The following is a 13,070-nucleotide window of genomic DNA, read 5'->3' on the forward strand; positions in this document are numbered from 1 at the left end:
CTTTCCTAAATACCACCCCTCCCCTGGCAGGTATGGTTTAATCTTGATGATTAACGCTGCGATCGCCCCACATTTTTCTCTATGAACGATTGGTATCAACTGGATACTGCTGAAGTCCTGCGTCAGCTAGAAACGAATCAAGACTCTGGCTTAAGTTCTGCTGAAGCAAGCCGCCGTCTGTCAGAGGATGGACGGAATGAACTGAGAGAACGCCCACCCAAAAAAACCTGGGTCATGCTGTGGGAACAGTTTACGGCAACCACCGTACTGGTGCTGATTGTAGCGGCAGTGGTGGCGGCGGTGTTGGGTGACTATAAAGATGCCGCTGCCATTATGGCGATCGTGGTCTTTAACGGCATTCTGGGGTTTACCCAGGAGTACCGGGCTGGCAAGGAATTTGCTGCACTCAAAAAAATGGCGGTGCCGAGGGCGTTGGTCTGGCGCGATCGCGAGTGGCAGCAGGTGGTTGCCAGTGAACTGGTGCCAGGAGATATGGTGCAGCTTGAGGATGGCGATCAGGTGCCTGCCGATGTTCGTCTGCTGGAATCGACCAACCTGCGTGCCCAGGAATCGGCGTTTACGGGTGAGTCCGAGTCGGTAGAAAAGAGTGCTGCCCCCATTTCCGGTGAATCCCTGCCCCTGGGCGATCGCCACAATATGTTGTTTATGGGCACCATCATCACCTACGGGCGGGGACGAGCCATTGTCACCGAAACCGGCATGAACACCGAGTTGGGTAAAATTGCCGACTCGATGCAGTCGGTCGAGCAGCAGCAGACCCCCCTCCAGCGTCGGCTCGATCAACTGGGGCGCAGACTAGCATTGATGGCACTTGCCCTGGTAGCGGTGATCTTTGCGGTCGGCATTGTCCGGGGCGAAAACGTTGAAGATATGTTCATTACTGCCGTCAGTCTGGCAGTTGCCATCATCCCCGAAGGGCTGCCTGCGGTCGTAACCATTGCGCTGGCATTAGGCTCCCGTCGAATGCTAAAACGTCAGGCACTGATCCGCAAGTTGCCTGCGGTCGAAACCCTCGGCTCAGTCACCACCATCTGTTCCGACAAAACCGGCACCCTGACCGAAAACCGGATGACCGTCACCATCCTCTCCCTGGCAGGTCAGCGGGTGGATTTGCGCGAGTCCTTTGCTGAAATCACCTCGCGCATGGATGGCAAAAAGTCGATTTTTAGACCCGGTGAGGGAACCGCACTACCGCCTCCGATGGCGGTAACACTGGTGGGTAGTGCGCTCTGTAATAACGCGCTGTTACCCAATAACAAAGAAGCCGATCGGACAGAAACAGAATTAGATCACCCAGAATTAGAGGGGGATGAGGATAGACCCGATTCTGAAGTACCCAAGGCGATCGGAGATCCCACCGAAATTGCGATGGTCGTAGCCGCCGATCGCCTCGGTCTGGATAAGGACGAACTGGAAGACCTGTTTCCTCGTGTCGCGGAAGCTCCTTTCGACTCCGATCGCAAACGCATGACCACCATCCACCGGATCGAGCGCGAAGGAGACCAGTGGAACCATAGCAACCCCTCCTCCTCCCTGCTGCCGCCCGTTTCCTCGCTGCCCTCTACACCCTATATTGCCTTTACCAAGGGATCGGTCGATGGGTTGCTGCAAATTTGTAGTCAGGTTTGGCTGGATGATCAGGTAGAACCGATGAATGCCGACTGGGAAGAGCAGATTCACAGCCAGAACGATCGCCTTGCCAGTTCGGGCACCCGTGTATTGGGGGTTGCCTTCCGTCCGATTGAAACCCTACCAGAACCCGGTTCCGAAGCCACCATTGAGCAAGACCTGATCTTTGCCGGTCTGGTAGGTATGCTAGATCCCGCCCGTCCAGAGGCAAAAGCTGCCGTCCAAACCTGCAACCAGGCAGGCATTCGTACCGTCATGATCACGGGTGATCACCCGCTGATGGCAAAACACATCGCCGAAGAACTGGATATTTCCCACACTGGGCGCTACCTCACCGGGCAAGACCTTAACAAGCTTTCCCTGGCTGAACTGGAGCAGCAAGTGGAGAGCATCTCGGTTTATGCCAGAGTGTCACCCCAGCAAAAGCTGTCGATTGTGGAAGCCCTCAAAAACCGGGGGCATATCGTGTCTATGACGGGAGATGGGGTCAATGATGCCCCCGCTCTGAGTAAGGCAGACATCGGGGTGGCAATGGGCATTACAGGTACAGATGTTGCGAAAGAAGCCGCCGACATGGTGCTGCTGAACGATAACTTTGCCACCATCGTAGCTGCCGTCGAAGAAGGGCGCGTGATTTATGACAACATCCGGAAATTCATTCGCTATAACCTGACAGGTAACACCAGTGGTGTTGTGATCATGCTGCTGGCTCCGCTGCTGGCAATGCCCCTGCCCCTGCGCCCCACCCAAATTCTCTGGATCAACCTGCTGGCAGATGGTCTGCTGGCACTGGCGCTCAGTGTGGAACCTGCCGAGAGCAATGTCATGCGCCGTCCGCCCTACCCTCCCAATGAAAGTGTCTTCAGTCGGGGCGTAGGCAGAGACATCATCTGGGTGGGACTGCTGATGGGAATGGTGTTTCTGTTAGCAGGCAACTATTTCCTGGATGCAGGCTGGGAAAACTGGCAGACAATGGTATTTGCAACGCTGGCATTTTCCCGCATGAGTCTGGCACTGGCAATGCGATCGGAGCGGGATTTGCTGGTTAAACAGGGGTTACTGTCGAATAAACCGATGCTGGCAGCCGTATTGGTGACGTTTTCTTTGCAAATGGCGGTCATCTACGTTCCCTGGATGCAAGGACTGTTTGAAACCCGGTCACTGACCACCCAGGAACTCTGGATCAGTCTGGCAATCAGTACCGTGGGCTTTTGGGCAGTTGAGTTTCAAAAGCTATTCCTCCGCTGGCGCAGAAAGCGTAGTAGATGATTTGTGCGATCGCCCACCTGCTTCAAACCATGACGCGATTGAGAACACCCATCACTTGATCGGAGCAATTGGAAGGATGGGTTTGCAACCTGCGCCTGCTTCAGCAACGCCGAGGATCTGCAAAGGCGATCGCTGGAAAAATCGTGAGTTTTCTTGCGATCGCTCTACTACCACTTTGATGGGCAATCAGGGTGCAATTGATCTTTAGACCAAGACAAAGGGTTGTTGTAAATATACTGACGCAGCCGTTCTAAAGATAATTCGCTTCGAATGATATGTTCATAATAATTAGGTTGCCAAACCGGAGTTCCTGGTGCGTTACGAAGGATGTTGATTTGTTTGGTTGCTGCTGATTTAAATGAACCCATAATTGTCGATAATGAACCCGCGATCGGTTTTCCAAATTTTCGTTCTTCAGGTTGCATTGTCGGGTAGGGGCATGGCAATGCCATGCCCCTACGGGTGTCTGTGATAACAATAATTCCATGTAGGTGATTAGGCATCACCACAAATCCATCCAATTGAACCCTGGCAAAATGATCTGGAATTGCTTGCCAGCAAAATTGTATTATTTCTCCTATCTCACTCAATTGCATTTCACCAGCAACAATTTCGCTAAATAGACATTGCCGTTGATGGGTGCAAATGGTGATGAAATACGCGCCAGGAGATGAATAATCATATCCTTTCAATCGGAGCGATCGCCTCTGATGTTTGTCCGGGTTGTATTTCACAGCATTCTACCAATGCACCTCATTGATAAATTCCCATTTGTTAATCGAATATGACTTCCCGTTTGGCGATCAATAGTATATCCCAGCTTTTCCAGAGCCTTTGCTAATATCTCACCAGATAAGTCTCTGGATAATTTCATGAAGCAATTACCTCATCATGCACGATATGTAGGCGAATGAGTTTTGGACGAGTTGCTTCATCAGGATAATGATAATGAACAGCATCTTTAACCATCTCTCGCAGTTCTTGAATGCTGTCAGCTTGTGTAAAAATAGATTCTCCGATCGCTCTAGCTGTGTAACCTCCCTCTACATCATCCTCAACCCAAAAAATGATTTCTGTCATGCCACTCCCTCCTTTCGATATTTAACTATTGAATCCTACTCAATTGGAAAGTCAGGAATGAGTTGATCAATTTCTTGCATCAGTTGCATCGTTTCTTTCAGAGCAATCACAACCTTCTGATAGTGCAATACATCGTCAAAAGACAGAGTTCGTTTAGCTTTTTTGCGATCTTTCAACCATTTGTCTAGTACTTGATAGCCACCAATCTTAAATTCCCATACATCAGGTGCAATGCCTTCAAAATAGCGGGTTTTGTTGATATAAACCCGTTGCTCTGTGGGGTTATAAGTCACTTCGGTAAGCCCATGTCTACCTGAGACAGCAATTGCACCAGATCATCGATCGCCCAATCAATCTGGCTCACCGCATCAGTTTCTAGGATCGTATTAAACCAACTGTTCAGGCTTTTTGCTAAACTCCTGACTCCTGACTCCTGTCACCTGTTATATGCCTGCTTCGCTGCACCAGACTTTACGCCTCAATGATCACCCGCAAGTTGCCCCGCTTCTTCGACACCCGACAGGCAGTGGTAGACCCCGATCGCTCAAACTCCAGATCCAGCAAGGTAGGACCCACCCGCAGGTTATGCAAAGACAGATAGCTAATACTTTCTGGCAATGCCGGGTCAATGATTCGCAGAGTGTTACTGGGGGCATCGGGCACCAGATTCACCATTGTATGCAGCAGTTGAAAGATACTGCCGGTTGCCCATGCCTGAGGTGTACAAGCGACTGGATACTGCACCGGGTCATTGTCATCCGCCCGCACATAGCCGCAGAACAGTTCTGGGGGACGGTGGTAGGGTTGACGCTTGGTCATGTCCAGAATGCCCTGAGCCAGTTCCAGCGCCTGATCAATCAACCCCAGCGATCGCAGCCCCATTGCCGTCAACGCATTGTCATGGGGCCACACAGAGCCAATGTGATAACCCATCGGGTTATAGGCAGGTGACAGACTGCTCAACGTGCGAATGCCCCACCCGTTAAACATATCGGGAGCGCGGAGCCGTTCCGCCACACTGTACGCCTTTTCTGGCGTGAAGATACCCAGGCTGAGACAGTGCCCAGGATTAGAGGTGATACTGTCTACAGGTTTGCCCTCCCCATCCAGCGCCAGGGCACAAAAGTCCTGATCTTCCATCCAGAAGTCCCGGTTAAAGCGCATTTTCAAATCCCTGGCTTCCTCTTCCCACCGATCTGCCAGGTCAATCCGCTTCTTCATGCGGGCGATTTGCGACAGCCGAATCTTAGAGGCATAAACGTATGCCTGCACTTCACAGAGGGAAATGTCCCCATGTGCCAACTGTCCCCGCCGATTGACAATGCAATCCCCAGAATCCTTCCACCCCTGATTGTCCAGTCCTCGCTTAGATTTACGGAAATAACTGAGATAGCCCGTATACTTCATCGTGCGATCGATCCAGTCCATTGCCGCCAGAGCATTGCTCCACAGGTTCTCTAGGGTCTCATGGTCTGCCGTCCAGGCAAAATACTCCGCATAGAGCATGATCCATAAAGGAGTCGCATCGACGGTACCGTAATAGGGAGTGTGCGGGATCTCCTGACAGCGTGCCATCTCACCAAAGCGAATTTCATGCAAAATTTTGCCCGGTTGTTCATCGCGCCATTCGTCCTCGGCTGTGCCCTGATACTGCCCCAGAATGTACAGGGTTTCACGGGCAATCTGGGGATCCAGCATCAAGATTTGGGAAGCGGCGATGATAGAGTCGCGCCCAAATAGGGTTGAAAACCAGGGTACTCCCGCAGAAAGCGCTTTCCCTTTGCCAAAGGATTGTCGCAGCAAGTAAATATCCTGCTCTGCCCGTTCAATGATCTGGTTAAAGGTGTTTTTGTCTGACCGAATGCGGGTGACCTGTTGTCGCCAGGTCTCTTCTTCCATCAGTTCTGCGGCTTTTGCCTGTGCCAGCATAGCAGGAGCACTGACCGTCGAAGCCGAGTGTCCACTATTTAACATCTGGAGGCGGTAGCCCAAAATTTGAGTTTCGTGGGATTCCAGATGAAGTTGCCAGATTGCCGTATTCCCCTTCATGAAGTCAGGTTGACGGTGAGCAAACTGAATTCGAGACTCTAATAGAGAACCGTCCAATCCCTGATAGGCAAGGATGTGCTCGACCGGACGTTGGGGAGAAGGGGGAGAAGGAAGCAATGAGTTGGTTTCAAGGACAACTTTTTCCGGGTCATGAGACGTTGCCTCCGTTGCGTCATCGGCTGAATCCGCGATCGCGTCATTCTCCGACGGCTGTATCATTCGCAATAGCCGTCCCCGTTTCTCTCGCCCAAATCCTCTGACTTCAAACAGGTCAATAAAATCTGAATCAAAGCTGAGACTCAGTTCAAAGGTCACTGCACTGGTGCTGTAGTTTGCAATTTCAATTTCCTCAAACAGCCCGCCATTGAGAACCAGTTCCCGCTTCATGCCAATCGATTCCGCTTTGATTCGATCTTCAATATGAGGGTTGGTGCATAACACCGATAGAATAAATCCCTTATCGGCGGTACTGCTCAGGAGAATGGGCGATCGCCCATCAATCTGAATCTCCAACCGACTCAGAAATCGCGTATCTTTGCAAAATAGACCCATACTGGCACTGCGGTCATCTCCAATACAACCGCCAATATTGCCTAACGTATCGGTCAACAAGAACAGATCATCATCCTTCAGCGTCAGGATGGGTTGAGGGCGTTCACTCAGTACACAAGGCCACTCTGGAACCGGCAATTGCTCGGCAGGGACAAATGTTTTGCCGTCGATTTCAACAGTTTCTGGGGTCATTCCTTACACAGATGCAGATGGCTGGGCAATTTGATTGATGGGGTCACGTAGCAGATAGATTCTGGAAACACACTACTTCCAGGCTACAAAATTATTACCCCTTGTCCCCATCTCCCAGAGCCACGATTTACAAGGAATTCATTAAGTTTTGAACCTATAATGTTGTCCTTAAAGACAGAAAGCCCCCAGCGTAAGAGCCAGGGGCGAAATCAGGGTGCATCTACCACTCCACTCTTCGTCTAGTCTCTATTCCATCCGGAGAAAATGTGATGCGAATTTGATTTTGAGGGATTCAGAGTCTAAAGTAACGGAGGTAAAAGGGGTTTTGGGTCATTGGTCATTCAGTTCCAGAAAAAACCTTTGCTTGCCCCTACTCCTCACTCCTCTCCCCTCCATGCAGTATCGCTGTCGGGCAAATTTAAACCTCTATGACTCCCTGGCGCTGCAAAGTCTGGCAACCCAGGCAGCCATCGGACGCTGTTTGAGGAGAATCTCCCCTTCTCCCGAAACTCCTAACCTTACTAAGAACCCTGACACTGGAGCCGTAAAGGTATGTCTGTGCGAGGATGGCTATCCAGGTTGGCTGGCAGTCGATGACCTGGCACACCTGGAAGTCGCTGATCCTCCTTACGAACCCACCCTAATTTCGGAAGCAGAGATTCTCAACCGGATACCAGCCGCGATCGCCTTTGCCCAGGCTGCCATGACCCAACCAAACGAATATCTCTGGGGCGGCACCGTAGGTCCCAACTTCGATTGCTCTGGACTGGTACAGACTGCCTTTGCCTCTACAGGCATCTGGCTCCCACGGGATGCCTACCAGCAAGAAGCGTTTGTGCCGGCGATCGCCCTTGACCACCTCTTACCGGGTGATCTGGTCTTCTTTGGTCCCCCCGCCAAAGCCACACATGTCGGCATTTACTTGGGAGGCGATCGGTATATTCACAGTTCTGGTAAAGACCAGGGACGCAACGGCATCGGCATTGATTACCTCTCCGGTGGAGACGACCCCATCAGCCAGAATTACCAGGCTCAGATTCGGGGAGCGGGAAGGGTAGTTGCGGGTTATGGAGGGGAGGGGGGAAAAAGTTTTTAGTTGTTGGTTGTTAGTGGGGAAAAGTTAAAAGTCGAGAGTTCTCCCCCTCTCCCTCTGCTCCCCCCTCTCCCTCTACTCCCCCCTCTCCTCTGCTCCCCCCTCCCCTTTCTTGTGATAGGTTTACTTGAAGTTCTCGTAAAGCCAAATTTTCCATCGCTGGCATCCACCAGAAATTACCTGTTACTAAGGAAATGAGTATTTCACTGCGCTCTGAGGAAAGTAAATTTCAACTGGTTCCGTCTCTGAACAACCTTTCGGTATCGGTTGTGGTGCCCATTCGGGATGAGTTTGAGAGTTTACCGCATTTAATTGAGGCGATCGCCACCAGCCTGAAGAATGCTCATCTCTCCTACGAAATTATTTGTGTTGATGATGGCTCTACCGACGGTTCTACGGATTTACTGAAGCAACTTGCCCTCAGCCGGACTGATTTATGTGCCGTTATCCTGCGTCGCAATTACGGTCAAACGGCTGCAATGGCAGCCGGATTCAGCCATGCCAAAGGGAAAACCGTAGTGACAATGGATGGGGATCTGCAAAATGACCCAGCAGATATTCCTAAATTACTTGCCAAGCTGGAAGAAGGATTTGATCTGGTGAGTGGCTGGCGCAAAGACCGACAGGATGCAGCCCTGACCCGGCTGCTGCCCTCAAAAATTGCTAATTCACTGATTGGGCAGGTGACTGGGGTAAAGTTGCATGACTATGGCTGTTCCCTCAAGGCATACCGCTCAGAATTAGTTGCCGATATGAACCTGTATGGGGAACTCCACCGTTTTTTACCGGCACTGGCATTTATAGAGGGCGCACGGATTGCTGAAATGCCGGTGCGTCATCATGCCCGCGTTTACGGTCAGAGCAAATACGGGTTGTGGCGAACCTTCCGCGTTGTGATGGATATGCTCACCATCTGGTTTATGCAGAAGTTTCTCACCAAGCCCATGCATGTATTTGGGTTATTTGGGCTTGCATCTTTAGTGGTGGGGCTGGCGATCGGAGGTCATCTAACCTTCATCAAACTGGTCTTTGGAGCCAGTATTGGTAACCGCCCCCTTTTAATTCTCTGCATTGTGCTGCTTCTAGCTGGAGTGCAGTTATTCAGTTTTGGCTTATTAGCAGAGTTACTAATGCGAACCTACCACGAGTCCCAGGGTCGTCCTATCTACCGGGTACGGGAAGTGGTGGAGCCAGGTAGTTATTCTAAATGCCCATCTGAACGCCCATCTGAATGAAAAGCTTTCTGAATAAAAATCGGTCTTTAGATGAGGGATGAATTATCTCTCCTGGTATAGGTCATCACTAATCAGACGTTGGTAGATTTGAGTTGTTCATAAACAACGTTTGGTTTAAAACTATATGAATATCATTGCCTGGATCGTTTTGGGTCTTGTTGCAGGAGCGATCGCCAAAGCCATTTATCCCGGTGGACCTGGTGGTATTCTTGGCACCATCATTCTCGGCATCATTGGTGCCTTTGTGGGAGGAACCCTGTTCACCTTTATCCAAACAGGAAGTTTGCAATTGGTTGCCACCAGTTTGAGTATTCCTGGTCTGTTTGTCGCCGTCATTGGTGCGATTGTTGCCATTTTCCTATGGGGTTTACTCACCCGCACCCGCACCCTTTAATTCTCATCCTTGAGTTCTCACCTTTTAGTTCTCTAGTCCAAATCCGTTTGGTTGGGAAAAGGTCATAAAACCATACCCATCTTATTTCTCCAACTTCTTGAAGAAGTTGGAGTTTTTTCATGGGAAAATCACGTTATAGCGTTTTTGAATCCAGTGAGGTACATGGATAGCCGTAGAACCTTTGAGTCAAAACGATGAGATGTACCTCACCCAGAAAGGAAACGCTATAAACCTCATCCAAGTTGAGAAGTGGAGATTTTTCCTAGGAAAAACTACGGATTTCTAAGTTGGTGAGGTTTACGATGCCTCTCGAATCGTTGCGACTTTCTATCCCGTGAAACCTCAACCCGCGATCGCCCTGTTAGCAGGAATCCATTCATTCGTTATTCATTACCCTGCTTTTGCCAATCCATCTTTCATCACGCTCAAACAGCAAGCGAACGAAGTCGCTGCTTATCTGGAAGGCATGATGGATACTTCCCTCCAGGCAACCGCCAACCCTAAAGCTCCTAATGTCAGAATGACGACCTGTCGCATCACCCTGGCAGACACTCCTGATGATTCAGATGGAGCCATCTTTCTCTACCAGGAACAAGCCCTCTCCAAAGACCTGGCTAAACCTTACCGACAAAGGTTTTTGCAGATTGCTCCCAGTTCCTTGAGCCAGAGTGTGCGATCGCTCTCCTTCAGACCTCCAAACCCCACCCAGATGGTAAGCTTTTGTGCCAAACCCGTGACGGAGCGAGTCATCCGCCTTTCCGATCTCGGCACACCCGTTTGCAGCGTCTTTCTCAAACGCACTCCCAGCGGCTACGCAGGCAACACCCCCGTTGACGGCTGCCCTGCCAACGTGCGCGGAGCAGTCCGAATCACAAACCACGTTGTCCTGCACCAGGCTGGAATGGACACCTGGGACAGAGGCTTCGATGCCAACGGCAAGCAAGTCTGGGGAGCCGCAACCGAATCTTACCAGTTTCGCCGAAGACAGTGAAAAGTAGGGGAAGAGTTGAAGATTTAGGACAGGTAATCGGTCCAGAGCAAAAGGCAAAAAAACCATTACCTACACACCCATGACTTCTGAACTCTCAAATCTCAACTCCTTCCCCCTTCCTCATCCGTACAATCCCATTCCGCCTGTTAGGGATAACACATTCCTGGGTACCTTACTCTACAGAGAGTTGTAATAAGCAAACAGTTGATAGGGCGACTTTAGCGGTAGTCTAACCTCCAGTAGAAAACCCTAGCCTTCACATGCGGGAGCATCAAATGTCTCAGGGAACAGGTTATAAACTCAAATTGATGGTCGTTGATGACGAACCTGATAACCTGGATTTGTTGTATCGCACGTTCCGGCGAGATTTCAATGTCATTAAAGCAGACAGCGCGATCGCGGCTCTAGAAATCCTGGACCAGCAGGGCGAGATGGCAATCATCATCTCGGATCAGCGGATGCCAGAAATGCTAGGAACGGAGTTTCTCAGCAAAACCGTAGACCGATTTCCCGATACCATTCGCATTGTCCTTACCGGCTATACCGATGTTGAAGATCTGGTCGAAGCCATCAACGCCGGTAAGGTGTTCAAATATATCACCAAACCCTGGAATCCCGATCAACTCAAGGGTGTAGTGCAACAGGCAGCCGACACTTACCATGTCGTCAAACAACGCACGCATGAGTTGCAGCGCGCCCTACGGCGGGAGTCGTTGTTTAACGTGGTGACTACAGCGATTCGGGAGTCGCTGGATTACCACAGTATGCTGCAAACGATCGCGGCAAGGCTAGGGCAGACTTTTGAGGCTCACCGTTGTGTGCTGTATCCAATTGAGTCCGATCGCCTGATCCCAGAGGCATTCATTTATTTTGCCAACGGTGAAGAATCTCAGGAAACCCTGAACAGCATTATCAAAGAGGCAGGCAGCGATCCCTTAATTCAATGGGTTTTGCAAAAACGGCAGGTGCAATCAGACCAGGCATCCGGCTCCGACCCTCGATTAGTCGTTCCCCTCACCTATCAGCAAGACTTTCTGGGAATTCTCTCACTTCAGCGATCGTCCCAACAACCACCCTGGTCTACCGAAGATACCGAACTGATTCAGGGCGTTGCCGAGCAGGCATCTCTGGCGATCTCCCAGGCAAAACTTTACCGCCGCACCCAGGAACAGGCAGAACAGATGCGGGCAGAACTGGAAGTCGCTCGCCAGATCCAGGGCAATCTGCTCCGGCAAAGCCTACCCGAACTCGACGGCATGAAAGTACAGGCGTGTTGTTACCCCGCTCGTGAAGTGGGCGGCGACTTCTTTGAGGTTTACGCTCACCCTCAAGGCGACATCTGGCTGGCAGTGGGAGACGTATCCGGCAAAGGCGTACCCGCCGCCTTATTTATGGCAAGTGCCATTTCAGTTCTGCGGCGAGAACTCTCTCAAGAAGTGCCGCCCAACCCCCATATTGTGATGCAAAATCTGAATCGCAGCCTTTCTGAAGATTTAATCAGCACCAACTGCTTCATCACAATGGTTCTGGCACGATATACCCCCTCGACCCATACCCTGGTTTATGCCAATGCGGGGCACATTTACCCGCTGGTCTGGTCAAACCGGGTTGTCATGAGTCCCGTTGCAGGTGCCGGAACAGATCAACCAGTAGAACCCAACTACCTCAAGGTAAGGGGCGTTCCGCTGGGCATTTTGCCTAACTGGAAAGCAGCCTCCGGTAGCATGGATCTTAATCCAGGTGAGGTGCTGCTATTAACCAGCGACGGGATCACGGAAGCGACCTTTACCAATCAGAACGGCAATGGGAGCCAACCAGCCTCCACTGCCATGCTGCAACAGGCGGGATTGTGGCAACTTTTACTGCAAGAGCAAAAACCTTTAGACCTGTCCAATTTGCTCTCCCGGATTCGATCGCAAAATACAATTCAGGAAGACGACCAAACTATACTCTCTCTGGAGGTTCTGTAGGTAATGAGAACTGAGCTTCATATACCCAGTGAACTGAAGTTTTTGTCTATCGTCGAGAACTGGCTGTTGGGCAGTTTGGAAGTCGAAGTTGGCACCCATGTCGATTGGCCCCGCCAGTCAAATCGCCTGCGACTGGTTCTCGTAGAAGCCTATTCTAATGTGGTTCGTCATGCTCACAAAGACCAGCCCAACTTGCCCGTCCTGATTCGGCTGGAACTTCGCGATCGCGACATTGCCCTGGAAATTTGGGATCAGGGCAAAGGCTACGACACTGACAACTACCTTCCCCCAACACCAGAGGCAAAGCAAGAAAGCGGCTACGGCTGGTTGATCCTGAATCGTCTGATGGACAGCGTTGAATACCGTCTCCACATCGATGGACGTAACTGCCTCAAAATGCAAGCCAGCCTTCCAGAAACCGTGTTGAGTGGTGAGCAGATAGGAAAGTAGGGTTGGTAAGGGGCGATCGGGCAGAGTAATGATTGATGAGTTGTATTCACTCCTCATCCCTCATCCCTCACACCTCACACCCACCACCTGACCCCAATCCTAAAGAAGGACAAAGCTTATCACCAGCCTGTGGAAAAATCAGGTA

The 13,070-nt window shown here is 50.9% G+C and carries 12 protein-coding genes; 7 read left to right on the forward strand and 5 right to left on the reverse strand.

The window, feature by feature from the left end; translation table 11 throughout:
• Positions 1 to 81: 81 nt before the first annotated feature.
• On the forward strand, positions 82 to 2,919 hold the full coding sequence (locus AC1S52_RS26920) for a cation-translocating P-type ATPase (RefSeq protein WP_482032124.1): 2,838 nt from the start codon (positions 82 to 84) through the stop codon (positions 2,917 to 2,919).
• Between the two features lie 167 nt (positions 2,920 to 3,086).
• Here AC1S52_RS26920 and AC1S52_RS26925 read toward each other — a convergent pair whose 3' ends face one another.
• The 5 genes from AC1S52_RS26925 to AC1S52_RS26945 all read right to left on the reverse strand — a co-directional run bounded on the left by AC1S52_RS26925 (position 3,087) and on the right by AC1S52_RS26945 (position 6,792).
• Complete coding sequence (locus AC1S52_RS26925) at positions 3,087 to 3,653, reverse strand: transposase (RefSeq protein ID WP_482032125.1); 567 nt, start codon at positions 3,651 to 3,653, stop codon at positions 3,087 to 3,089.
• The gene (locus AC1S52_RS26930) at positions 3,650 to 3,793 is read right to left on the reverse strand and encodes a type II toxin-antitoxin system HicA family toxin (protein ID WP_482032126.1); all 144 of its coding nucleotides are present in this window, start codon (positions 3,791 to 3,793) and stop codon (positions 3,650 to 3,652) included. The genes AC1S52_RS26925 and AC1S52_RS26930 overlap by 4 nt, the downstream gene beginning before the upstream one ends.
• Positions 3,790 to 3,999 carry a 2-oxoisovalerate dehydrogenase gene (locus AC1S52_RS26935; protein WP_482032127.1) on the reverse strand — a complete coding sequence of 70 codons (210 nt, stop codon included), beginning with the start codon at positions 3,997 to 3,999 and terminating at the stop codon, positions 3,790 to 3,792. The genes AC1S52_RS26930 and AC1S52_RS26935 overlap by 4 nt, the downstream gene beginning before the upstream one ends.
• A 35-nt stretch (positions 4,000 to 4,034) precedes the next feature.
• On the reverse strand, positions 4,035 to 4,325 hold the full coding sequence (locus AC1S52_RS26940) for a type ISP restriction/modification enzyme (RefSeq protein ID WP_482032247.1): 291 nt from the start codon (positions 4,323 to 4,325) through the stop codon (positions 4,035 to 4,037).
• 145 nt (positions 4,326 to 4,470) lie between these two features.
• Positions 4,471 to 6,792, reverse strand: coding sequence for an amylo-alpha-1,6-glucosidase (locus AC1S52_RS26945; protein WP_482032128.1), 2,322 nt, complete (start codon positions 6,790 to 6,792; stop codon positions 4,471 to 4,473).
• A gap of 394 nt (positions 6,793 to 7,186) precedes the next feature.
• Here AC1S52_RS26945 and AC1S52_RS26950 point away from each other — a divergent pair, with 394 nt between their 5' ends.
• The 6 genes from AC1S52_RS26950 (at position 7,187) to AC1S52_RS26975 (ending at position 12,925) form a co-directional block, all read left to right on the forward strand.
• Positions 7,187 to 7,888, forward strand: a complete 702-nt coding sequence (locus tag AC1S52_RS26950) for a C40 family peptidase (protein WP_482032129.1) — start codon at positions 7,187 to 7,189, stop codon at positions 7,886 to 7,888.
• Between the two features lie 191 nt (positions 7,889 to 8,079).
• Entirely contained in the window at positions 8,080 to 9,120 is a 1,041-nt protein-coding gene (locus AC1S52_RS26955; RefSeq protein ID WP_482032130.1) for a glycosyltransferase family 2 protein, read from the forward strand.
• Between the two features lie 124 nt (positions 9,121 to 9,244).
• The gene (locus AC1S52_RS26960) at positions 9,245 to 9,514 is read left to right on the forward strand and encodes a GlsB/YeaQ/YmgE family stress response membrane protein (protein WP_482032131.1); all 270 of its coding nucleotides are present in this window, start codon (positions 9,245 to 9,247) and stop codon (positions 9,512 to 9,514) included.
• A 334-nt stretch (positions 9,515 to 9,848) separates the two neighbouring features.
• On the forward strand, positions 9,849 to 10,505 hold the full coding sequence (locus tag AC1S52_RS26965) for a chromophore lyase CpcT/CpeT (RefSeq protein ID WP_482032132.1): 657 nt from the start codon (positions 9,849 to 9,851) through the stop codon (positions 10,503 to 10,505).
• A 275-nt stretch (positions 10,506 to 10,780) separates the two neighbouring features.
• Positions 10,781 to 12,475, forward strand: coding sequence for a SpoIIE family protein phosphatase (locus AC1S52_RS26970; protein ID WP_482032133.1), 1,695 nt, complete (start codon positions 10,781 to 10,783; stop codon positions 12,473 to 12,475).
• A 3-nt stretch (positions 12,476 to 12,478) separates the two neighbouring features.
• Complete coding sequence (locus tag AC1S52_RS26975; protein ID WP_482032134.1) at positions 12,479 to 12,925, forward strand: ATP-binding protein; 447 nt, start codon at positions 12,479 to 12,481, stop codon at positions 12,923 to 12,925.
• Positions 12,926 to 13,070: the final 145 nt, after the last annotated feature.

It is taken from the genome of Kovacikia sp. CALU 1929, assembly GCF_056784235.1.